The following is a 22,021-nucleotide window of genomic DNA, read 5'->3' on the forward strand; positions in this document are numbered from 1 at the left end:
CAATAACGTGCGCAGCTAAGCGGTAGCGCGATTTTGTTCCCGGTTCTTTTTGATCAGGTCATAGGCCGTCTGCACTTCCTTGGCCTGTTCGGTCGCGACGGCGATCATTTCCTCCGGCACGCCCTGCCCCATCAGTTTATCCGGATGATATTGACTCATCAATTTGCGGTAAGCGTGTTTGACTTCCTGATCCGTGCTGTCTTTGCTGACGCCCAATGCCTTATAGGCATCTTCCAGCGCATTGGCCGAGGTGCTTTGCCCTCCGGCAAAGTGCGCCTGATTCATGATCATGTCGAGCAACTGATCGAAAGCGGCCTGGTGATAACCCAGACGACCGGCAATATCTCTTAGTAGTTCTTCCTCAGCGGAATTCAAATGGCCGTCGGATAATCCCATGATGATGAGATAAACCAGCAGCATTTGCCGCAAATTGGGGGAATAACCACATGTTTTCAGGAATACATCGAGTTGCGGGCGAATATCGTAATCGGCCGAAGCGCCTTGCTTGAACAGCGTGATGGCTTTCAACCGGTGATCGCGCGTCATGCGTAATTTCTGCATGAATTGCTCGACATGCGACACTTCTGTTTCGGATACCCTTCCGTCCGCTTTGGCCAGCTTGCCCATCAGAATAAAAACGGTTTCCAGGAAAACCGATTGACGCCGCGCGGCATTGAATGGATTCATTCCGCCCGGACCAAAAGCTCTGAACCGGTCGATAAAGCTCCCGATAAAATAACCCAGGAAAATGCCCCAAAAACCGAGAAGGAAAAAACCCGCTAAAGCGCCTAGTAATCTAAACAATGAAATTCCAGATAAATCGATAGCAAAAGGCAATTATCGTGAATTGCCGGTTGATAAAATGACTTGAAATCTTGAATGCCCGGTCAAAGCCTAATTTCTTGGAACGATCAGGATTTATTCGTCCATTGCTCAGGCGTTAACGTTTTCATCGACAACGCATGAATATCCTGTTTCATTTTTTCGCCCAGCGATTTGTAAACCAGCTGATGCTGCTGAACTATATTTTTGCCAGTAAATTCCGCGCTGACAATCAGTGCATGAAAATGACGCCCATCGTCGCCTTCCACTTGCACGTGCTGACAAGGTAATGCCGATTCAATATAAGTTTTTACGTTTTCTGCAGTAAGCATTTCTATTCTCCTTCGCGCATGATGAACATGCAAAATCAAATAATTGTTATTTTTAATGCCGCAATTTATATCCGGTTTTGAGCATGCGGATGGTCAGCATGGATATGGCCACCAAGCATATTGCCACAATCAGGAGACTAATATAAGGCGAAATATCCGATACGCCGAAGAAGCCGTAGCGGAATCCATCAATCATGTAAAAAAACGGATTCAGGTGAGAAAAATACTGCCAGCCTGCCGGTAGCGAATGAATGGTGTAAAACACACCGGACAAAAAAGTCAGCGGTAAAATAATGAAATTCTGGAAAGCCGCTAATTGATCGAATTTGTCCGCCCAGATACCTGCTATCAACCCCAACGCACTCAGTATCGCGCTGCCAAGCACGACAAAAAGTATCGACCAGACCGGTTGCGCGAGGGGAATATCGAAGAAAAACAGCGTGACCCAATAAACCCCGAGTCCGACCAGCAATCCGCGCACGATGGAAGCGATAATGTAGGCAAAGAATATGGCGTGATAAGACAATGGCGAGAGCAGGATAAAGACGATATTGCCGCTGATTTTCGATTGAATCATGCTAGACGATGCATTGGCAAAAGCATTCTGAATGACCGCCATCATCACCAATCCAGGGATCAAAAATGCGGTGTACGCCACGCCCGGATAAGCTTCCACGTGCGCTTCCAGCACATGAAAGAAAATCAGCAAATACAGTAGCGTTGAAACCATCGGCGCGACAATCGTCTGAAAACCGACTTTCCAGAAACGCAGCAATTCTTTATAGAGCAATGTGAAGAATCCGGTCATGTCACTTAATTTCCGCTGTTTCTCATCATGTTGACGAACACATCCTCCAGATCCGGTTGCTGCAAATGCATTTCCAGTATCTCAATGTGCGCGGATCGCAAAGCCGACAATATCAATTCCACTTGCGCATAGGTATCGATCCGCAATTCAACCATTCCGCCGGTATGACTGAGTTGTAATGTATGCAGGGCGGCTGGCAGGGTATCAGGCAACAATCTGAGCCGCACCGATTTTCCGGCAGGCAGTTTTCCGATCATATTCTGCGTGCTATCCAGCGCGACAATTTTTCCATCTTTCAGCATCGCCACCCGGTTACACAACGTTTCCGCTTCATCCAGGTAGTGTGTCGTCAACACAATCGTGTGTCCATTCTGATTGAGCTGGCGGATAAAATCCCATAGCGATTGGCGCAGCTCCACGTCTACACCGGCTGTCGGCTCATCCAGAATAATCACCGGCGGTTTGTGCACCAGCGCTTGCGCAACCAAAACACGGCGTTTCATACCACCGGACAACGCACGCATATTGGCGTTGGCTTTGCTGGTCAAATCCAGGCGTTCAATAATTTCATCCACCCAATCGCCATTGTGTTTAATACCGTAATAACCGGACTGGATTAACAAAATTTCACGCACCGTGAAAAAAGGGTCAAAAACCAATTCTTGCGGCACCACGCCTAAACTCTGCCGCGCTTGCCGGTATTGCGTGATGACATTATGTCCCATCACGCTGACCGTACCGCTATCAGCCAGTGTCAAACCGGCGATGATGCTGATCAGCGTGGTTTTACCGGCGCCATTCGGACCCAGCAGCGCAAAAAACTCTCCCGCGCGAATCTCAAGATCAATACCGGATAGTGCACACACATCGCCAAAGCATTTGGAGACGTGCTTAACTTCAATAGCAGGTTGCATCGAATAAAGAAATCAAAAGGAGAGCAATTCGGAATTTCAGAAATGGCAAAACAGCATCCGGTCAGGAAGCGTTTTGCACGGGAACTGGATTGACAGCGAGCGGAATTAACTCCGCAACCCCATATAATTGGATTAGGCTTTTAAGGCTCTCGGGCATATTGATAAATTGCAGCGCATAGCTGTTTTTACGCGTCGCACGCTGCCATTCCAGCAAGATACTGACGATCGTTGAATCCACTTCGGTCACTTGATCGAGATCGATCGTCAGCGGCTGATCGTCGAACAACGCAATACCGCTTTTCGTCAGCATCACCGCATGATCGATCGTGACAGCACCCTGCACGATCACGGTGTTGCCCTCACGAAAAATCATCGGAATCGAAGGACTCAATTGATTTCCCGCCGTTACTATTTCTTACCTTCCAGGGATTTGTTTTTATCCGTTAAGACTTTCAACAATCCCTCGACACCGCCTTTACGCACCTGACTGTTAAAACTTCCGCGGTAATTGGTCACCAGACTGACACCGGCGACTGTCACATCATAGACTTTCCATCCATCCGGTTTTTTCTCCATGCTATAGTCAATCGGCAATGGCTCTTTTCCATTCCCCTGAATGACTACAGTCCGGATTGTGGTTTCTGTTTTATCACCCAGTTGCTTGACCGGATTGACTTTAATCGTTTCGTGACTATGGCTGTTCAACGCATTGGAATAGGTACGCACTAACAATGTGCGGAATTCATTCACCAGTTTTTGTTGTTGTTCCGGCGCTGCTGTTGACCAGTGTTGTCCCATCGCGAGCTGAGTCATACGGCTAAAATTGAAGTGCGGCAGAATTTTGGTCTCGATCAGATCGAGCATTTTTTCTTTATTGCCATTTTTCAATTCTTCATCTTTCTGAATAATTTCCATCACTTCCTTGACCGTTTTGTCAACCAGCCGGTCAGGCGACAGTTCCGCTGACCATGCCGGGAACGCCAATAAGCTCGCGAGTGTTAATATCATTATTCCAAGAAATTTCTTCATCATGCCCTCACCAAAATTTTTAGTCATAGTTACAATACTAAACCAACAACTGCAAAATTAACAAATATCCATCCAGATCACAAAGAGTCGTCTTCCGTCGCTTTATTGAATAAAAAACGTCCGATCAATTCTTCCAGCACCATGGCTGAGTTAGTTTTTATGATCTTATCGCCATCTTTCAGCATGGCCTCGTCCCCGCCCGCAGCTAATCCAATATACTGCTCACCCAGCAAACCCGAAGTCAAAATACTGGCAAATGTATCTTTAGGAAATAGAAACCGGCTGTCCATGCTCATGGTAACCACCGCATCGTATGTTTGCGTGCTGAATTGAATATCCGTGACGCGTCCGACCACAACGCCCGCGCTCTTCACTGGCGCACGCACTTTGAGGCCACCGATATTTTCAAAATTTCCACTAATGACATAGCTTTGAGAAGGATTATACACATTGAGATTGCCCACTTTCAGGCTCAGGATCATGAGCGCGATGACGCCCATGACCACAAACAATCCCACCCACAAATCCATCGTTGTCCGCTGCATTAACTCACTCCTCTAAACATGAAAGCGGTCAAAATAAAATCCAATCCCAAAATCACCAATGACGACGTAACCACGGTACGCGTTGTCGCGCCCGATACGCCCTCCGCCGTCGGCGGTGCATCGTAACCTTCAAAAACCGCAATGGCCGTCACTGCCACACCAAAAAAACAACTCTTAATAAAACCGTTCATGATATCAAAGCGGAAATCCACTGCACTTTGCATTTGCGACCAATAAGAACCTTCATCCACACCGATGAAGACCACGGTCACGAGATAACCGCCAAAAACACCCATGACGGAAAAAATGGCCGCCAGAAACGGCATCGAAATCACGCCTGACCAGAAGCGCGGCGCCACCACACGGGCAATCGGATCAACCGCCATCATGCCCATCGCCGCCAGCTGTTCGGTTGCTTTCATCAAACCGATTTCTGCGGTGATCGCCGAGCCCGCGCGGCTTGCAAACAACAATGCAGCGACGACCGGACCCAATTCGCGCACCAACGACAATGCCACCAACGTGCCGACTGCGGATTCCGAACCGTATTTTTGCAACGTTTCGTAACCTTGCAACCCAAGCACCATACCGACAAAGAGTCCTGACACGACAATAATGATCAGCGATAACACGCCGGTGAAATAGAGTTCCCGTATGACGAGATTAAAACGGCGCAAGCTGGTGCCGGATTTTAACAGTACCAGGATGAAAAAGCGGCTGGCGATGCCCAATCGCCAGACGCTTTCAATCACGCGATGCCCGATATGTTGAATACCGGATACGATACGTCTAGGCAAGAGCATTCTCCAGATTCAAATCCTTACGGTAGGATTGCGCCGGATAATGGAACGGCACCGGTCCATCCTCTTCACCATGCACAAACTGATGCACAAACGGCGCAATGGATTCGCGCACTTCTTTCGGTGTGCCTTCTGCGGCAATCACACCATCCGCAATAAAGTACACATAATCAACAATCTTCAGTGATTCCTGCACATCATGTGTAACCACGATCGAAGTCATACCAAGCGCATCCGTCAAACGTCGGATCAGATTGCCGATCACGCTTAGTGAAATCGGATCCAATCCGGTGAACGGCTCATCGTACATAATCAACATCGGATCCAGCGCAATCGAACGCGCCAGCGCGACGCGGCGCGCCATACCGCCGGACAATGCATTAGGCATCAAATGTTGCGCGCCGCGCAAACCCACGGCGTGCAGTTTCATCAGCACCAGGTCACGGATCATCGATTCCGGCAAATTGGTATGCTCGCGCATCTGAAACGCCACATTGTCAAACACCGATAAGTCGGTAAATAACGCGCCGAACTGGAACAACATGCCCATTTTGCGGCGCAGTTTGAACAACGCATCGCGATCCAACTCATGCACCACTTTTCCGGCAAATTTCACATAGCCCGAAGTCGGCTGAATTGTGCCGCCAATCAATCTGAGCAGCGTGGTTTTTCCCGATCCGCTACCCCCCATGATGGCGATCACCTTTCCGCGCTGCATCGTCATGTCGATACCTTTCAGAATCGCGCGCGTATCGTAGGAAAAATTCAATCCGCTGATTTCAATTAAATTTTCAGATGTCATGCTGCACAGTTAAATAAACAAGGGGAAATCCGGAAATGGTCGTTATTGGAATGATTGAATCTATTGTTGGCGCTGAAAAAATCCGGCTTGCATTGGTTAAATTTTCACTTAATTTTGTCAGGGGCAATTTTAATCCACTTTCCTCAAGAATATTGCGCTATATTAGATTTTGCCGGGCGATTTTTATGTTTTTTGAAATTCTGCCCGTTAGTAGATTGCTTGGATTACAAAATTCCTGTTACTGAGATAGAGTAAATACAATACAGTTTTTACCTGATGATCCAGATACTTAAATCGTATTGAACCTAAACGACCCATGTTCCGCAGCAAACCGATCCGCCTGCTTTTTCTGCTTTTCAGTCTCGCTGCAACCACAGCACCGGCAAGCGAAATTTACCGCAGTATCGATGCACAAGGGCGTGTCACTTATTCCGATACTCCATCGGCCAATGCCCAACCGGTCAAAATTATCGGCCAACCCAGCCGCCAACTGTATCAAGTCACCCGGGTGTACGATGGCGACACGATCATTCTGGAAGACAGGAAACAAGTCCGTCTATTGGGAGTCAACACACCGGAAATCGAAAGCCGTCATCGCAGCGAAGAACCGGGCGGAATCGCCGCAAAAAAATGGCTGCAGAATCAGTTGCGGGAAGGTCAGGTTTATCTGGAATTTGATGAAGTCAGGCGAGATAAGTACAAGCGTCTATTGGCGCATGTATTTTTGCCGAATGGCAAACACGTGAATCTGGCTTTATTGGAAAACGGCTTGGCTGCGATCAGCATTATCCCGCCTAACGGCCGTTATAGCGACAAGCTGATCCAAGCACAGCAGTATGCCGAAAAACAAAAGCTGGGCATATGGTCAATGCCGGAGTACCAATCCCGCTCCATCACCGAAATCGCCAATCACACCAAAGGCTGGCAGCGATTTGCCGGAACCCCGGTGGCGATCAGAAAAAGCCGTAAATTTACCCGCTTGCTCTTTAACGACAAAATCGACATCCGCGTCGCCAACAGTAATCTCAAGTTATTTCCTGAGCTTGCAACGTACGTGGGAAAACCGCTGGAAGTCCGCGGCTGGGTGTCACGCAACAAAGATCATTACACCCTGCTGATTCAGCATCCGAGCGCGCTGATCGCGCGGTAGCGCCATGCGTTTAAACTCAATAAGTTCTAGCCTTCGGCGGAAAAGACTCAACCGTCAACGGTTTCAGCCTTACCGGCTTGTAATCCAACCGGTTATCTTCGCTGAAAAACAACGTATGTTTTAACCATTTGACGTCGTCGCGTCCGGGAAAGTCGTCACGCGCATGCGCGCCGCGGCTTTCGCTCCGGGCTTCGGCGGAAATCATGGTGGCGATCGCGACTTCTTTCAGATTATCCAATTCCAGCGCTTCGATTCGCGCAGTATTAAACACTGCGCTTTTGTCCTTAATTTCCGTTTGCCCCACACGCTGACCGACTTCCAGAATTTTTTCCACGCCCTTTTGCAGCATATCTTCAAAGCGAAACACGCCGCAGTAGGTTTGCATCGTCTTTGCAAGTGCGGCATGGACTTGCGCGACATTCTCGCCGCCTTTCTGATTTTCCAAGCGCGTCAGGCGATTCAAAGTCCTATCCGCGGCATTCTCCGGCAATGGCTTGTGGTGCGGATGAATTTTCAAGTCTTCAATAATTTGATTGGCTGCAGCACGGCCAAATACGACGAGGTCAAGTAGCGAGTTGGTGCCCAAGCGGTTGGCGCCGTGCACCGATACACAGGCACACTCGCCGACGGCGTAAAATCCCGATACGACTTCTTCCGGGCCGGTTTTATACGGTGCCACCACTTGCCCGAAATAATTGGTCGGTATGCCGCCCATCATGTAGTGCGCGGTCGGTACAACCGGAATCGGTTCGTTGATCGGATCGACATGCGCGAATTTCATCGCCAATTCACGAATGCCGGGCAAGCGGGTTTTGATGATTTCCGCACCCAGGTGATCCAATTTCAACAGCAAATGATCGCTTTCTTCGCCACAACCGCGCCCATCCTTCATTTCCGTCGTCATGGCACGCGACACCACATCGCGGCTGGCCAGATCCTTGGCATGAGGAGCATAGCGTTCCATGAAACGTTCGCCTTCCTTGTTCAGCAAATAACCGCCTTCCCCGCGTACGGCCTCGCTGATCAAAACACCCACGCCGTAAACACCGGTCGGGTGGAATTGCCAGAATTCCATGTCCTCCAGCGGAATTCCAGCGCGTGCCGCCATCCCTAAACCATCGCCGGTATTGATCAAGGCGTTGGTGCTGGCTTGAAAAATCCGCCCGCCACCGCCGGTAGCAAACAAAGTGGCTCTGGCTTGCAGGATCGAAACTTCACCGGTTTCCATTTCCAGCGCGGTGACGCCAAGCACGTCGCCTTGCTCGTCACGAATCAAATCCAATGCCATCCATTCGACAAAGAACTGGGTATTGGCGCTGACATTGCGTTGATACAGCGTATGCAATAGCGCATGACCGGTTCGATCCGCCGCCGCACAGGAACGCGTTGCCTGCGCGCCGCCGAAATTTTGTGATTGCCCACCGAACGGGCGCTGATAAATCTTGCCGTTTTCCAGCCGATCGAACGGCATACCGAAATGCTCCAGCTCATACACGACTTCATTGGCCTGGCGGCACATGAATTCGATGGCATCCTGATCGCCCAGGTAATCAGAGCCTTTAACCGTATCATACATGTGCCAGTGCCAATGGTCTTCCGTCACATTTCCCAGCGCTGCGGCAATTCCACCTTGCGCCGAAACGGTATGCGAACGGGTGGGAAAAACCTTGGATAGCACCGCTACTTTCAATCCGGCTTCGGATAACTGCAACGCCGCGCGCATTCCGGCACCGCCCGCACCCACGATGACTACATCAAATTTTCTTTTGGTTATTGCCACATCAACTCCACAATATTTCCGTAGCCCATATCAGATAAAACAGCAAAGCGGTGATGACGGCAATTTGCACAGTCAGGCGGATCGCTGTGGCATGCACGTAGTCCATCAAAATATTACGCATGCCGACCCAGGCATGCCAGAACAGACAAATGAAAAATACCAAGGTGGTGATGCGCAGCCATTGATGACTAAATACAGCTTTCCAAGCGGCATAATCCTGCGGCGCGGCAACCAGTAAGACTGTGGTCAGCACGATGAGATAAATCACCATCAGCACCGCTGTCACACGTTGCGCCAGCCAATCCTTCAGGCCATAGTGCGCGCCAGTCACGGCAAGTCTCGATGGCCTCACCATAGCTGCCACCCGATCAGTGCCGTCAACAGAAATCCGGCCGCCAGCACCAGCTTGCTGCTGGTACGCGCTTGCGCCAATACTATACCGATTTGCAGATCCAGTAAGACATGGCGGATACCGGCGCACAGATGGTGCAGGAAAAACCACAGAGGGAGCAACAGTGCAAGTTTAATCACCGGATTACGCAGATAATCCTGGAGAACTTCAAAGCTTTGCGATGATTGCAATAGCATCTGCAAACCGCACAGCAATAAGGGAATACCGGGAAAAAACAGCAAAGCACCACTGATGCGATGCAGAATGGAAACCACCGCCGGCAGCGGTTGCTTGATCTTGAGCAGATTCAGATGCTTGGGGCGTTTATGATGTAATTTTGCTTCCATGCGGAGAAATTCTACAGTAGAAAATGCTATCGCCAAAACCCGGCTAAAACGCTAAAAATTGCAACCAAGTGTATTCTGTTACGCTGCCCGATACAAGCCATAACTTGAGCGAATACGCAAAACCCGGCCGCAAGCAGCCGGGTTTTCAAGCCCAACAGAATGATCGATAGCTGCTTACTGCGCGCGCCGCCCATCCAGGCTGTATCCCCCTGCGCCATGCACAGCCAGCAGTATGAATCCGCCAGTTATCGCGATATTCTTCAGGAACATGATCATCTGCATTTGATCCGATAAATTGCTGTGAAAAATCGCCGCAGCGGCCAACGTAAACGCAGCCAATGCAATCGACACCCATCGGGTTTGCCATCCCGCCACAATCGCCAGGCCGCCGCCTATCTCAAGGGCTATCACCAGCGGCAGCAGCATGCCCGGCACACCCATCGCTTCCATATAACCCTGCGTGCCTTCATAGCCGCTGATTTTGAAAAAGCCGGACAGTAAAAAAATTTGCCCCAGAAAGACACGCGCAACGAATTGACTGATTTTTTCCATGATGATCTCCTTAAAAGTGTTATTGATTACGTTTAATCCATGCACGATCGCGCACAAAATTGTTGGACTGAAAATCTTGCATCGCCTGATCGATTTGTTCCCGGGTATTCATGACAAATGGACCATACCGCGCCACCGGCTCACCAATCGGCTTGCCGCTAACAACCAGCAGGCGCGCGCCCTTTTTCCCAGCAACGAAGTCGAATGAACCCTCATCCGCACCCAGTGGCACCCACGAATGTAGCGGCACACGCTGCTCGCCCAATTGCCCATCACCCTCAAAAACATAGAGAAAGCTATTGTTCCCGGCTGGTAGGCGGTGTTGAAAATATTTGCCTGGCTGCACCTGCACATCGTAATAAGACACCCCGGTCAGCTCATCCGTGATCGGCGCGCTCGTATCGGCAAAGCGGCCGATTAAAACCTTCACCGTATAATCCTGCATTTTCACCACAGGAAAAGCTTCCGCAGGATATTCCTGATATTCCGGGTGATCCATCTTATGTGCTGCGGGCAGGTTGATCCACAGCTGGAATCCGCGCATCAAGCCATTCTTCTGCTTCGGCATTTCCGAGTGGATAATGCCGCTGGCCGCTTTCATCCATTGCGCGGAGCCAGGTCCGAGATCACCGCTATTGCCCATGTTGTCTTGATGTTCCATATGACCGTCGATCATATAGGTAAACGTCGTAAATCCGCGGTGCGGATGAGACGGAAAGCCTGCCTTATAATCTTCCGGCTTATCGCTGCTGATGTGATCCAACAGCAAAAACGGATCGTAATCGCGCAACACCGGGGATCCAATCGTACGGTATACGGTCACACCGGCGCCTTCCGGCACGGCCACTGCCGGGATTATTCGTACAGAATTCACTGCTGTATCCATGACTTTCTCCTTTATTGTGATTTATCGTTGTGATCGGTTGACAGGGAGCATTATCATCGTTGTTATAATAAGAATAAATAACCATAATAAGAAATGATTGTTCTGCTATTAACAACAATGAGACACTCTGATGGATCGATATGAGAATATGAACGCCTTCGTGCGCGTCGTCGAAGCGGGTAGCATCAGCGCCGCTGCCGATCGCATGGATGTAGCGAAATCGGTGGTTAGCCGCCGTTTGAAGGAACTGGAAGAACACCTCGGCGTGGAATTGTTTCACCGCACCACCCGGCAAATGAATCTGACCGATAGCGGACGTGCTTTTTATCAGCAATCGGTGCGCATTCTGGCCGATATCCTCGAAGCCGAGCACGCCACCTCGCAATTTCATGGTGCATTAAAAGGCAGTCTGAAAGTAGCGGTGCCACTGAGCTTTGGTTTGATGCACCTGGGACCCGCCATCAACGAATTCTTGCAAACCAATCCGGAAATCGAATTCGATCTGGATTTTAACGACCGCCATGTAGATTTGCTGGCCGATGGTTTTGACCTTGCCATCCGCATCGCCAGCTTGCCCGATTCAAGCCTGATTGCGCGCCGCCTGGCTCCCATTCAAGCCGTCATGTGCGCAAGCCCGGCTTACCTCGAACGCATGGGCGAACCGGAATCGCCGGAAGCACTCATCAAACACCGCTGCCTGGTGTATAACCTGATCAGCAATATCGACAACTGGAACATCTACGATGCCGCAGGTCAATTGATCAAAACCCGCATCACGCCTTACTTGAAAGCCAGCAATGGTGAATTTCTTCGCGATGCTGCCGTCAACGGACTGGGCATCGTGCTGATGCCGGCCTTTATCGTATACCGAGAAATCGAGCGCGGCGCATTGGTGCCGCTATTGACTGAATATCACTACTCACAACTTGCCGCATACGCCATTTATCCGCAAACCCGCCATCTCTCGCAACGCGTCCGGGCATTCGTCGATTTTCTGGTTAAGCGGTTTGAGGGAATGCCTTATTGGGATAGGTGCTTGAAAAATTTTCAAAACATTTCTTGACCCATCCCGAGTGGCGTTGGGAATATTAGCCCCAGTGCGATGCTATGGTAGCACTTAGAATCGATGCGTAATCAGGCGGCAGAATGGTTTCTCCCAAGTCAGGTAAAGCGAAATCTGCCATCGCGTTGACCAGATCATCCACCTGCCAATCTCGTAACGTCAGACCATCGGAGGTTTTAAAACGCTCGATGTGATTAACCGATCCGAGGTACCAGTCGTCGATCACTACTTTATCCATTGTTCCTATAACACTTGCCTCCAGATTATTACCTGCCCGCTGAAACCATATCTGATCCACACTAATGCCGGGGAGGAATCGCACGGTATCGAAATTACCCGGCGCAGAGTCATGGTCGATCAAAGTATCTATTCCATAATTCCGTCCAAAGATATAGACATCGTTACCGCTTCCACCGATTAGGATATCGGCGCCTTCCTTACCGTTGAGACGATCATTACCGGTTTCACCTTGCAATGTGTTGCCAGCACTATTGCCGGTCAAAACATTGTTCATTTCATTACCCGTTCCATTAATCGCTGCACTACCGGTCAGGACAAGGTCTTCAATATTCGCACCTAATGTGAAACTGACACTCGATCTGACTTTATCGATTCCCTCAGCACTTAACTCGATGATCAAATCGCCCGCGTTATCGACTACATATACATCGTCGCCGCTGCCGCCGATCAGTTCATCGCTCCCTTCTTTGCCATCCAGCTTGTCGTTGCCTGAATTACCCGTAAGCATGTTGCTGGCACTATTACCGGTCAATTCATTATCGAGTTCATTGCCCGTTCCTTCGATCACGCCAGTGCCGGTCAAATGGAGATTTTCCACATTGGCGCCCAGTGTATAGTTAATCGAAGATCGAACGGTGTCAGTGCCTTCACCGAAGTTTTCCATCACGATATCCAATGCGCTATTGACGGTATAAACATCATCACCGGTTCCACCCGCCATACTATCGTTACCTGCGCCGCCATTCAGACGATCATTACCGGCACCGCCAGTCAAACTATCGTTACCGCCCAAACCGTTGAGTATGTCGTTGCCGTTACTGCCAATCAACTTGTCAGCACCCGATGTGCCGTTGCTCGTCAGCTCCAAGTCACTAATATCAATATCGAAAGTATCCGCAGCGATCAGATTACCGGTATCTTTTGCGCTTACCTGCACGCTCAATAGACCGGTGGAATCAGGCGTACCGCTGAATGTCAGTGACTCCGGGTCAAAATCGAGCCATGACGGCAAGGCGCTGCCATCAGCTAATGCCGCGCTGAAAGTGAGCATGTCGCTATCATCCGGATCGGCAAATGTATCCGGAGCCACGGTGTAACTGAAGATATTTCCCTTGGTTGCTTTTTGATCGGGAAGAGCAATGGATAACTCGGGCGCTCTGTTGCTCTCCAGTTTTGTTTTAATTGTTGCCGGATCCCAGATGACGCCGTCTTCGTTAAACCGGATCTGTTCGACAGAAAATGGATTAATACCTTCATTTTCCAGGTAATTGCGGATTGTAAGAGTATCCGAGGTGCCTATCAGGGCCAGTATCAAGTCATTGCCGGAACGACTGACGCGCACTTGGTCCGGTGTAATACCATCATCAAACAACACCGAATCGATCTTTCCAGCGGTCGTGTCCTCACTGTCGATCATATCCTGACCGGAATCTTTACCGAACAAATAGGTGTCACTTCCCGTCCCGCCCGTGAGGATATCGTTGCCCGCGCCACCATTTAGAATGTCGTCACCGTCACCATCTGCCAACGTATCGTTGCCGCCTTCACCATAAATCACATCATTTCCGTTGCTGCCGGCGATGTGATTATTCATTTCCTGCGGATCAATTATGAGTGCGGAACCGGCCAGTGCGATCAATTCCGGCATAGTCAGTTCTGAACCGTCACCAAACTGTATGCGTTCCAATCCCATGCCGGGCAGATCGATCGAATTCGGCAGTACAATTTCAACGCCGCCACCCGTCCATGACAAAACGATCGTAGCGTGTGTGGTTTGGCTGTAGAGAGTCTCAATATCGCTCGGCTCATTTCCTTCATAGCGGACGGCGCGTACCCCTTCAACTACCCGTTGCCCCGGTGTGACGGCAATATCGCCCGGGTTAATACCTGCCAGACGCAATACATCCTGCGCAACCGGTTTCGCTTCCAACGTGTCATTCAAGTGTGAGCTAACACCGTCCTTGTCTCCGTTGCTTCCGATTTGCCACAGCTGCGTCCCCGTATCCCAAATCGTGTCGAAACCGGATTCTCCTGCCAGTATGACGTAGGTATCCTGACTGAACTTACCATCGAGAAAATCATCCCCATCACCACCCGCCAAGGTATCCCGGGCATAGTTACCATATAACGTATCGTTACCGGTGTTTCCATAAAGAAATCCGCCGATATTCGGCGCGACATCGGTGAAGTAATACATTTCATTATTTAACGCGATTTTTCCCGATGCATAGAGCGTATCGTCACCACCGCCACCGTCGATCAACGAAATTTCACTGGCCAAAGCAATATCGCTTTGCCCATATCCATCGTTATATTGATAACCGTTACCGTATTTATAACCTATGATGACATTATCGCTGTCACCGCCTTGAATGCGCTCGACCTGCGTGTTGATGGTTGTTGTGGTTTGCCAGTAATCCCGAAGCTCACCGGATGTTGACGATGTTGCGGCTTGACCACCGGTGATGAAACCGATGAGTACGCCGTTATCGTAAACCAGTACCAGTCCCTCGGTGCTGGTACCTGTCGCACCCAATTCTTTTAGTAGCCGCCCCCATTCGGCAATCGGAATAAACTTCCGCTCGGAGGATGGATTCGCCTCCGGAGCACTAGGAAGCGAGGCATTGATCAGATCGGTTGTAGTACTGGAATCATCGGAACTGTCCGATTGCCGCTGGATGACAGCGGTATCGACGGCGGTATCCAGTAACGCAAAATGTTGCAGCACAATTTCTGTTTCAGAGGCAGCCACCGATTCAGCACGGTAAGTTGCATCGTCTATTCGCGCATAAGTGCCAAAATCCGCTTGAAAGCGGCTGTTTAACAAATCGTTGACCCATTGCGCACGCGCGGTATCAAGGAAATCCGCTTGTAATTGCGTAATATCGGTATCGGATTCAGACGCCGTGAGCCAGTCGGTGATATTGATTACTGCTCCGTTTTCTTCACGAATGGTCCAAATATGCGGTGACACAAAATAATCCTGCAACGTTAACGCCGCACCACCGCCGTGCAATGTCAGGACCAAATCATTGCCTATCCGCTCGTGCCGCAGATCGGCCAGCATCACACCTTCCGTCAGCGCTACGATGCTCATGCCATCGGCCACTTCCACTGCCACATCGTTTCCCGCCGACATCCAGCCGAAAAGATAAGTATCGGTACCCTCGCCGCCGATGAGTATGTCGTCTCCCGCGCTACCGTCGAGCGTGTCGTCGCCTGCATTGCCTTCCATGCGGTCATCCGCAATCGTGCCCAGCAAATTATCATCGCTCGATGTTCCGCCGAGAATGCTCTCGGCCAGCGCACCGACCTCACTGGCATTCAGCAACGAATGATCGCTGAACCGCAGCGCTGAAGTATTCGGTCCTTGGTTAAACCAGCTTTCAAACAGTATGCTGTCTTGCGTATCTCCAATACGCATCAGCAAACTGCCGTCCGCCAATGCAAAAAAACGCAGATCGCTTGCGGCGATACCGGTACCCAGTTGAACTTCATCGCCAGCTGCGTCTTCGCTGGCCGCTGCGGTAATCGTATCGGCACCGTCGCCGCGATTGAAAGAATAAATATCCGTGCCACCGCCCCCAGTATAGCGATCGGCACCGGCGCCGCCTTGTAATGTATCATTGCCGACTTGACCGAATAACGCATCATTCCCCGTTCCACCGGTAATCAGATCATCGCCGGTATCGCCTAACAGGAAATCGTTGCCGCCGTAGCCTTTGAGGTTGTCGTTGTTGCCGCCACCCTGAATGAAATCCGCGCCTGCACCGCCGTAGGCTTGTACCACCGGTTGTCCGGAGTCAACCGTAATGGACGACAAATCCAACACTACCGCCTCACGCAAGTTCTCGCTGACCCAAGTCTCCAGGCTGATTGAATTGTTGCCATGGTCAAATTGGATTTGTGCCGCCATACCGTAAAGCGCGTTGCGCAGATCAAGCGCTCCGTCATTTCCCAAGGAAACACGCAATACGCCGGAATCGCCAAGCCATGTCACCGCCGATGGTGTATTCGGCGATTGCGCGCCGGAATTTACCGCAGTATCACTCAATCTGGCCAGCGCGCCCGCCGGTATTCCGCTGCTGCCGGTATCGGCCAACATGATGATATTGTTTCCTTCCAGATCGTTGATCAAATCGCCTTCTTCAACGCCGAGATAGGTATCATCGCCTGCTCCGCCGTATAGCTCATCGTTTCCTGCGCCACCGGCCAGCGTATCCTTACCTCCGCCACCAATCAACCGATCGGCGTCGGCACCACCATCGAGAAAATCATCGCCCTGATAGGGTAACGGAATTCCTTTGTCGTCACCGATGAGCACATCCATGCCCGCTCCACCAGCAAGATAATCGGAACCTCCACCGCCCGTCAGCGCATCATTGCCGCCGCCGCCATTTAAAAAATCGTTACCATGTAAGGATGCATCCAATCTCTCTGGAGAATTATCCCCTTGCAATACATCATCGCCATCCCGCCCAAGAATGGTATCGCTGCCCGCTTCCCCAAAAATAACATCACTATCGGCACCGCCGTCAATCGAATCGTTACCGCCTCCCGCAAAAATCCAGTCTTTCCCGCTACCGCTCGCGATAACGTCATCACCCCCGGCAGCCATGGCAACCTCCGCGGGTGATGTGCCGAAGTTATATTTCCGGGTGTAGGTGGTAACATTATCCTTGCTGCTGGTTGAGCGGTTGATTTTCCAATCCCTGTCGAAGGATTCGATGTTGAGATCACCCTCAATCATGTCGTCTCCACCCAGCCCGAGTAAAATATCTTTGCCCATACCTCCCATCAAGATGTCATTGCCGTCATTGCCTACGAGCGTATCGTTGCCTGCGCCGCCATCGAGCAAATCGCCTTTTTCACCGCTTCCGGTCTGAGTGTTGCTCAATGTATAGGCGGCATCCAAGGTATACTCGGTTTCCGCATAAAGCCTATCGTTATTCTTTTGCCCCCGGATGATGTCGCTATCGGTACCGCCCAGCATTACATCATCACCATCGCCACCCGACAGAATGTCTTCGCCCGCTCCGCCTTCGATACGATCTCTGCCATCCTTACCGTCGACCTCGTCATTACCGCCGAGGCTGCGAATATGATCGTTCTCGGCGCTGCCATATAAAAAATCCTCGCGATCCGGCGCTTCTTCAGAACCGACGACAATGTTGTCGAGCTCATCGTAATCAATCGGCTTCTCTGGTTTCAAATCGCCTACGATAATTCGATCCAATACCGGTGCATCGTTGGGCGCATTATCACCAAGGGTAATACCCAGCTTGCCATCGTTCCAATTTTTTATCCGAACCCTAGCACTGCCGGAAGATCCGACAAAACTGACGAACAAGTCATAGCTGCCATTTTCTTGAGCCGCGAGGAGATAGACCAAATCGTTTCTCTGATCCATCCAGGTATCGCCGCTTCTTATCCAATCCTTGCTATCGGTCACACCGCTTCTGCCTTGCACAATCACCGCGCCGAATTGAACGGCTCCGATTCCGTCGGTATCCAGCACGGTATCGGTGCCGTCGCCAGGGTTGACGATATAAGTATCAGAACCCGCGCCGCCTTCCAAATAATCGTTGCCTTCCAACCCCTTCAGCGTGTCATCTCCCCCACCGCTATATAGATGATCCTCAACGGCGGAAGCGGCCGGATTGTCCGCATTCTCACCGCCGAAGAAATATCGCGGCGTGTTCCCTGACAATTCACCTTGCGAAATCTTGTAACCCGAGGTTACGTCTTCAAAATAATCATTGATATTTTGATAGCTATGATTGCTTGAACTAAATGAGGCTGAGGAATCCAGAGGGTTTTTGTCTTCGATATTGAACCAATTCTTGCGCATCAACATCGCCATGCGATCGACCAGATAGGATGAAGTCAACGTGCCCGTGCCGCTATCCGGGTTGAAGAGATCCAGTTCACCGTTTGTGTTGAAAGCACCGTAATTAATCTTTTCTCCTTCCAAGATAAAAGGATTCAGTGCGAGCAACGCAAAGCGGGTTGCCAAACCATCCTGATCATTGCTTTCGATTTTGCTGATGATCGCGCTGGCGGATAGATCAGATAGCAGTGTCAACTGAACTTTGCCTGCTAATTCCTTAAACTGGTCACTCTTTTGTAATGCATAGAGATTCTCATAAAACTTGTCGCGATTGCCCGTTTCCGTCTTCTGATTTTCACCGAGCGCAATCTTGCCATTCTCGGGATTCAGCAAAATGACGCGCAACGCATCGACGGCGGATTCAAGCGTTTTGCTGTTGGATGCTCCACTGACATCCTTGGTCGAACCGAAAGCATCGATGAGTTTGTTAAGTTGTTCCTGATTCAGGCTGGGAGCCAATTGGGAATAAACCGAATAGGTAGCTAAAGCATCGGTTAATACCTGCTGACTGTGGTTCCGTGCGCCGGGAGGATTGCTTATATCCGGAGCCATTTGGTCTTCAATGATGATGTCAATCGGGGAAGCGGCGTCGAAACCCAGACCTGAAATTGGACTGATACCGGTTGCGGCTTCGATATTGCTGATTTTGGATTGATCGTATGTGGATGCAACGCCAAGAAAATTCAGAACCGCATAAGCTGCTGCATGGGAGCCTGTAAAACCACCCACACCCGGAGCGTTGAATAGGTACGCATGCGAAATATGATCAGCAAACACGGGCTCCGCGACCAACCCTGCCGCCAGAAAACCACCTAAACTGTGGCCCGTGACGGTAAAACTTTGTGGAAGTATTCCATTCTCGATCCATTCGGCAACTTTAAGCTTGAGGCTGATATATTGCGGTTGCAACGTCGTATCACCCAGCCAGGTGATATTAATCAGATCCGTCAATAAATCCCTTAAATCATCTTCTTCTGTACCACGTATGGCGAGAAATGTTTCTCCAGAAACTTTATCGCTAAATACCGTTACAGAAAGGCCGGTGACATCGTTATGTTGAGCAACGACATGATAAGTTTCGGCAAAAGTACGAGCTTGATTAGCAGATAATTCGGCTTTTTTTAATTCAAATTCAGATGGGTCACCGGAAATTAAATTCTGAGCATATGATGCAAGTGCTAATTCAGCTTGTTTGAAATACTCGACAAATTGACTCATCATCTTTTCCTATCAGTTTTCTACAAAGATTTGTTTCTTTAGATCAGTAATATCTACTTTGTCAGGACAACTATAAGATGATGAATGCCACGGGCCTGGTATATCGCCACCAACTCTTGCATAGCCGACTGATTCACCGAGGAATTTGCTGTCGTATACTCGATACACTCTATAGTGGCTTCGCCACATTTCTGGGTTTCCTCTGATCAGGTAAACCGTAGATGATTCGTAGTAATACTCATCTCTAGCTTTAACATTCTTCTTGTACGGAATTGATATCTGCCCATACTGATCAAATCTCTCAGCTGGCAACTTCACCGATTCATACACCTTGATTCCACCATCTATCGCACACAACCGTTTAACTTCCCTATCCAACCGGTCTTTTTCCGTAAAAAAAGTGGCATATACGATCAGTGATGCAAACAAAAATAAAATGATTCTTTTCATATAACAGGCCTCTATTGGCATAGGGTAATAACCATCACAAAATCCCGCTGCTCTTACAGCAGCAAGTTACAGTCAAAGCAGAATTTAACGGGTATTGTTTATTGATTCTTTATTCCAGGTTTGGAATTTCGACACAGGGACACACAAGAAAAATTTTCTTTTGCAAGTTGAGCCGGGTTTCACAAAGTGACACGCAGCGCATCAACAGAGGATTCCAGTGTTTTACTGTTGGATGCCCCGCTAATATCCTTGGTCGAACCGAAAGCATCCATCAATTTGTTGAGCTGCTCCTGCTCCAGATTGGGCGCCAATTGGGAATAAACGGTATAGACGGCTAAAGCTATCGGTTGTTAGTACTTGCTGGCTGTGGTTGCGCGCGTCGAGAGGGTCGCTAATATCCGATGCCATTTGATCTTCAATGATGATGTCAATCGGGGAAACGGCGTCGAAACCCAGGCCTGAAATTGGACTGATACCGGTTGCCGCTTCGATATTACTGATTTTCGATTGGTCATATGCTTCGGCAAAACCTATCCAACCCAGCACGGTATTTATGGAAGGTCCTAGAAAACCACCCAATCCTGGTGTGTTGTAGAGATAAGCATGTGAAACATTACTGGCGAAATCAGGATCGTTAACATGACCCGTTGCCAGAAAACCACCCATGCTATGCCCGGTGACAGTGAATGTCGGAGAAAGTGTGCCGTTTCCCAGCCATTCAGTAACCTTGGTTTTAAGATTATTATATTGAGGATGCAGCTGCGTACTGCCAAACAGCATGATGTCAAAAACCCCAGTTGCAAAATCTCTGATATCAGTAAGCTCGGTACCTCGGACTGCAAGAAAGGTATTTTTGTCAGAATCGGCAAACACCGTAGCTGATAAGCCTGTAGCTGCATCGTTGAATTGGTCAACTACGTTGTAGCTATCGGCAAATGCGCGGGCTTGGTTATCGGAAAATTCTGCGGCTACTAATTCCTGCCGAGTTGGCTCATTCGTAGCAAAATTTCCATATACTGCTAAAGCTAATTCTGCCTGTTTATAATATTCAGCTTGTTGACTCACAATTCTCTCCTCATTCCTTGATAAATATTTGCTCTTTCATATCCACATCTGTTTTTTGAGGACAGATAAACGCTGGCATATACCAAGGCCCTGGTATGCCACCGCCACGTCTCATATAAACCGTGCTTTCGCCAAGTAATTTATTGTCAGATTTGCGATACATCCAAGTGCGTAATTGCAGCAACTGCTGGGTTTCCCTTGATTAAATAATTTGTAGAACCTTCGTAGTAGTACTCATCTTCCGGTTTAGCCAACCATTTAGCCGGTACGCGTATCTGCCCATTTTAATCAAATCTTTCAGCTGGTAATTTCGCCGTCTCATACACCTTGATTCCACCATCTATTGCGCACAGCCGTTTAACTTCCCTATCCAGCCGGTCTTTTTCCGTAAGAAAGGTGGCATATACGATCAATGATGCAAACAAAAATAAAACGATTTTTTTCATATAGCGCCTCTATTGGCATAGGGTAATAACCTTCACAAAATCCCGCTCTCACAGCAGCAAGTTACAATCAAAGCAGAATTTAACGGGCATTGTTTACCGATTCTTTATCCTTGGTTTGGAATTTCGACACAGTGACACGCAAGGCATCAACAGCGGATTCCAGCGTTTTACTATTGGATGCTCCAATGACATCCTTGGTCGAACCGAAAGCATCCATCAGTTTGTTGAGCTGCTCCTGCTCCAGGTTCGGCACCAATTGGGAATAAACTGAATTGGAGTTGCCTCCTTTGAACGGACACATTAAGTTCTGTTTAAAGGAGAAATAAGATGACACAAAACTACAAGCCAGCCTACCCGGCGGAGTTTCGCCAGCAGATGGTGGAATTGGTAGCATTGGGCAAATGTCCGAAGCAATTATCGAAGGAATTTGGTTGCCACTACACTTCGATACAATCATGGTGTCGTACGGCGGGCGTGCCCTATGGATCAAA

At 49.4% G+C, this 22,021-nt stretch carries 22 protein-coding genes; 2 read left to right on the forward strand and 20 right to left on the reverse strand.

The window, feature by feature from the left end; genetic code table 11:
* Positions 1-15 precede the first annotated feature (15 nt).
* The 9 genes from djlA to BLU57_RS09545 all read right to left on the reverse strand — a co-directional run bounded on the left by djlA (position 16) and on the right by BLU57_RS09545 (position 6,052).
* Complete coding sequence (gene djlA, locus BLU57_RS09505; protein WP_090319824.1) at positions 16-804, reverse strand: co-chaperone DjlA; 789 nt, start codon at positions 802-804, stop codon at positions 16-18.
* Positions 805-911: 107 nt separating this feature from the next.
* Positions 912-1,154 carry a BolA family protein gene (locus tag BLU57_RS09510; RefSeq protein ID WP_090319765.1) on the reverse strand — a complete coding sequence of 81 codons (243 nt, stop codon included), beginning with the start codon at positions 1,152-1,154 and terminating at the stop codon, positions 912-914.
* 52 nt (positions 1,155-1,206) lie between these two features.
* Positions 1,207-1,962: an ABC transporter permease gene (locus tag BLU57_RS09515; RefSeq protein WP_090319768.1), complete on the reverse strand. Its 756-nt coding sequence runs from the start codon at positions 1,960-1,962 to the stop codon at positions 1,207-1,209.
* 5 nt (positions 1,963-1,967) lie between these two features.
* A complete protein-coding gene (locus BLU57_RS09520; RefSeq protein WP_090319770.1) occupies positions 1,968-2,876 on the reverse strand; it encodes an ABC transporter ATP-binding protein in 909 nt (302 codons plus the stop codon).
* A gap of 61 nt (positions 2,877-2,937) precedes the next feature.
* Positions 2,938-3,267 carry an STAS domain-containing protein gene (locus BLU57_RS09525; protein ID WP_256206229.1) on the reverse strand — a complete coding sequence of 110 codons (330 nt, stop codon included), beginning with the start codon at positions 3,265-3,267 and terminating at the stop codon, positions 2,938-2,940.
* A gap of 17 nt (positions 3,268-3,284) precedes the next feature.
* Positions 3,285-3,908 carry an MlaC/ttg2D family ABC transporter substrate-binding protein gene (locus BLU57_RS09530; protein ID WP_371113160.1) on the reverse strand — a complete coding sequence of 208 codons (624 nt, stop codon included), beginning with the start codon at positions 3,906-3,908 and terminating at the stop codon, positions 3,285-3,287.
* Between the two features lie 74 nt (positions 3,909-3,982).
* Entirely contained in the window at positions 3,983-4,450 is a 468-nt protein-coding gene (gene mlaD / locus BLU57_RS09535) for an outer membrane lipid asymmetry maintenance protein MlaD (protein WP_090319776.1), read from the reverse strand.
* A complete protein-coding gene (gene mlaE / locus BLU57_RS09540) occupies positions 4,450-5,247 on the reverse strand; it encodes a lipid asymmetry maintenance ABC transporter permease subunit MlaE (protein WP_090319779.1) in 798 nt (265 codons plus the stop codon). The genes mlaD and mlaE overlap by 1 nt, the downstream gene beginning before the upstream one ends.
* The gene (locus tag BLU57_RS09545; protein WP_090319782.1) at positions 5,240-6,052 is read right to left on the reverse strand and encodes an ABC transporter ATP-binding protein; all 813 of its coding nucleotides are present in this window, start codon (positions 6,050-6,052) and stop codon (positions 5,240-5,242) included. Before BLU57_RS09545 ends, mlaE begins: the two co-directional genes overlap by 8 nt.
* 316 nt (positions 6,053-6,368) lie before the next feature.
* On the opposite strand from BLU57_RS09545, the gene BLU57_RS09550 reads away from it, so the two are divergent.
* Positions 6,369-7,202 carry a thermonuclease family protein gene (locus BLU57_RS09550; protein WP_090319785.1) on the forward strand — a complete coding sequence of 278 codons (834 nt, stop codon included), beginning with the start codon at positions 6,369-6,371 and terminating at the stop codon, positions 7,200-7,202.
* Positions 7,203-7,218: 16 nt separating this feature from the next.
* On the opposite strand, the gene sdhA is transcribed toward BLU57_RS09550, so the two are convergent.
* From sdhA to BLU57_RS09575, 5 genes are all read right to left on the reverse strand, one after another.
* A complete protein-coding gene (sdhA, locus tag BLU57_RS09555) occupies positions 7,219-8,982 on the reverse strand; it encodes a succinate dehydrogenase flavoprotein subunit (protein ID WP_090319788.1) in 1,764 nt (587 codons plus the stop codon).
* A gap of 1 nt (position 8,983) precedes the next feature.
* Complete coding sequence (gene sdhD, locus BLU57_RS09560; RefSeq protein ID WP_090319790.1) at positions 8,984-9,337, reverse strand: succinate dehydrogenase, hydrophobic membrane anchor protein; 354 nt, start codon at positions 9,335-9,337, stop codon at positions 8,984-8,986.
* Positions 9,331-9,720 carry a succinate dehydrogenase, cytochrome b556 subunit gene (gene sdhC / locus BLU57_RS09565; protein ID WP_090319792.1) on the reverse strand — a complete coding sequence of 130 codons (390 nt, stop codon included), beginning with the start codon at positions 9,718-9,720 and terminating at the stop codon, positions 9,331-9,333. The genes sdhD and sdhC overlap by 7 nt, the downstream gene beginning before the upstream one ends.
* Positions 9,721-9,894: 174 nt before the next feature.
* The gene (locus BLU57_RS09570; RefSeq protein ID WP_090319795.1) at positions 9,895-10,272 is read right to left on the reverse strand and encodes a DoxX family protein; all 378 of its coding nucleotides are present in this window, start codon (positions 10,270-10,272) and stop codon (positions 9,895-9,897) included.
* Positions 10,273-10,291: 19 nt separating this feature from the next.
* Positions 10,292-11,158, reverse strand: coding sequence for a pirin family protein (locus BLU57_RS09575; protein WP_090319798.1), 867 nt, complete (start codon positions 11,156-11,158; stop codon positions 10,292-10,294).
* Positions 11,159-11,288: 130 nt separating this feature from the next.
* On the opposite strand from BLU57_RS09575, the gene BLU57_RS09580 reads away from it, so the two are divergent.
* Complete coding sequence (locus tag BLU57_RS09580) at positions 11,289-12,221, forward strand: LysR family transcriptional regulator (protein WP_090319801.1); 933 nt, start codon at positions 11,289-11,291, stop codon at positions 12,219-12,221.
* A gap of 25 nt (positions 12,222-12,246) precedes the next feature.
* On the opposite strand, the gene BLU57_RS16570 is transcribed toward BLU57_RS09580, so the two are convergent.
* The 6 genes from BLU57_RS16570 to BLU57_RS09600 all read right to left on the reverse strand — a co-directional run bounded on the left by BLU57_RS16570 (position 12,247) and on the right by BLU57_RS09600 (position 21,831).
* Entirely contained in the window at positions 12,247-19,572 is a 7,326-nt protein-coding gene (locus BLU57_RS16570) for a putative Ig domain-containing protein (protein ID WP_090319804.1), read from the reverse strand.
* A 9-nt stretch (positions 19,573-19,581) separates the two neighbouring features.
* Positions 19,582-20,019 (reverse strand): hypothetical protein, encoded by a 438-nt coding sequence (locus BLU57_RS09590; protein ID WP_143026957.1) that lies wholly within the window; start codon positions 20,017-20,019, stop codon positions 19,582-19,584.
* Positions 20,020-20,259: 240 nt separating this feature from the next.
* Positions 20,260-21,084 (reverse strand): alpha/beta hydrolase family protein, encoded by an 825-nt coding sequence (locus BLU57_RS09595; protein WP_090319810.1) that lies wholly within the window; start codon positions 21,082-21,084, stop codon positions 20,260-20,262.
* A 10-nt stretch (positions 21,085-21,094) separates the two neighbouring features.
* Complete coding sequence (locus BLU57_RS16055; RefSeq protein WP_176776406.1) at positions 21,095-21,268, reverse strand: hypothetical protein; 174 nt, start codon at positions 21,266-21,268, stop codon at positions 21,095-21,097.
* Positions 21,269-21,368: 100 nt separating this feature from the next.
* Positions 21,369-21,530: a hypothetical protein gene (locus BLU57_RS16060; protein WP_176776407.1), complete on the reverse strand. Its 162-nt coding sequence runs from the start codon at positions 21,528-21,530 to the stop codon at positions 21,369-21,371.
* A gap of 79 nt (positions 21,531-21,609) precedes the next feature.
* Complete coding sequence (locus tag BLU57_RS09600; RefSeq protein WP_090319814.1) at positions 21,610-21,831, reverse strand: hypothetical protein; 222 nt, start codon at positions 21,829-21,831, stop codon at positions 21,610-21,612.
* Positions 21,832-22,021 lie beyond the last annotated feature (190 nt).

Origin of the sequence: Nitrosomonas oligotropha (assembly GCF_900106555.1) — a bacterium.
GTDB classification, from domain to species: Bacteria; Pseudomonadota; Gammaproteobacteria; order Burkholderiales; family Nitrosomonadaceae; genus Nitrosomonas; species Nitrosomonas oligotropha_A.

What these genes read in the sequence shown, in the direction of transcription:
- BLU57_RS09520 (WP_090319770.1), bottom strand. Translation starts at nt 2,876, where the DNA reads ATGCAACCTGCTATTGAAGTTAAGCACGTCTCCAAATGCTTTGGCGAT.
- BLU57_RS16570 (WP_090319804.1), bottom strand. Translation starts at nt 19,572, where the DNA reads ATGATGAGTCAATTTGTCGAGTATTTCAAACAAGCTGAATTAGCACTT.
- BLU57_RS09545 (WP_090319782.1), bottom strand. Translation starts at nt 6,052, where the DNA reads ATGACATCTGAAAATTTAATTGAAATCAGCGGATTGAATTTTTCCTAC.
- sdhD (WP_090319790.1), bottom strand. Translation starts at nt 9,337, where the DNA reads ATGGTGAGGCCATCGAGACTTGCCGTGACTGGCGCGCACTATGGCCTG.
- BLU57_RS09515 (WP_090319768.1), bottom strand. Translation starts at nt 1,962, where the DNA reads ATGACCGGATTCTTCACATTGCTCTATAAAGAATTGCTGCGTTTCTGG.
- BLU57_RS09575 (WP_090319798.1), bottom strand. Translation starts at nt 11,158, where the DNA reads ATGGATACAGCAGTGAATTCTGTACGAATAATCCCGGCAGTGGCCGTG.
- BLU57_RS09550 (WP_090319785.1), top strand. Translation starts at nt 6,369, where the DNA reads ATGTTCCGCAGCAAACCGATCCGCCTGCTTTTTCTGCTTTTCAGTCTC.
- BLU57_RS09580 (WP_090319801.1), top strand. Translation starts at nt 11,289, where the DNA reads ATGGATCGATATGAGAATATGAACGCCTTCGTGCGCGTCGTCGAAGCG.
- BLU57_RS09570 (WP_090319795.1), bottom strand. Translation starts at nt 10,272, where the DNA reads ATGGAAAAAATCAGTCAATTCGTTGCGCGTGTCTTTCTGGGGCAAATT.
- BLU57_RS16060 (WP_176776407.1), bottom strand. Translation starts at nt 21,530, where the DNA reads ATGAAAAAAATCGTTTTATTTTTGTTTGCATCATTGATCGTATATGCC.
- BLU57_RS09530 (WP_371113160.1), bottom strand. Translation starts at nt 3,908, where the DNA reads ATGATGAAGAAATTTCTTGGAATAATGATATTAACACTCGCGAGCTTA.
- sdhC (WP_090319792.1), bottom strand. Translation starts at nt 9,720, where the DNA reads ATGGAAGCAAAATTACATCATAAACGCCCCAAGCATCTGAATCTGCTC.
- BLU57_RS09600 (WP_090319814.1), bottom strand. Translation starts at nt 21,831, where the DNA reads ATGTGTCCGTTCAAAGGAGGCAACTCCAATTCAGTTTATTCCCAATTG.
- BLU57_RS09510 (WP_090319765.1), bottom strand. Translation starts at nt 1,154, where the DNA reads ATGCTTACTGCAGAAAACGTAAAAACTTATATTGAATCGGCATTACCT.
- mlaD (WP_090319776.1), bottom strand. Translation starts at nt 4,450, where the DNA reads ATGCAGCGGACAACGATGGATTTGTGGGTGGGATTGTTTGTGGTCATG.
- BLU57_RS09590 (WP_143026957.1), bottom strand. Translation starts at nt 20,019, where the DNA reads ATGAAAAGAATCATTTTATTTTTGTTTGCATCACTGATCGTATATGCC.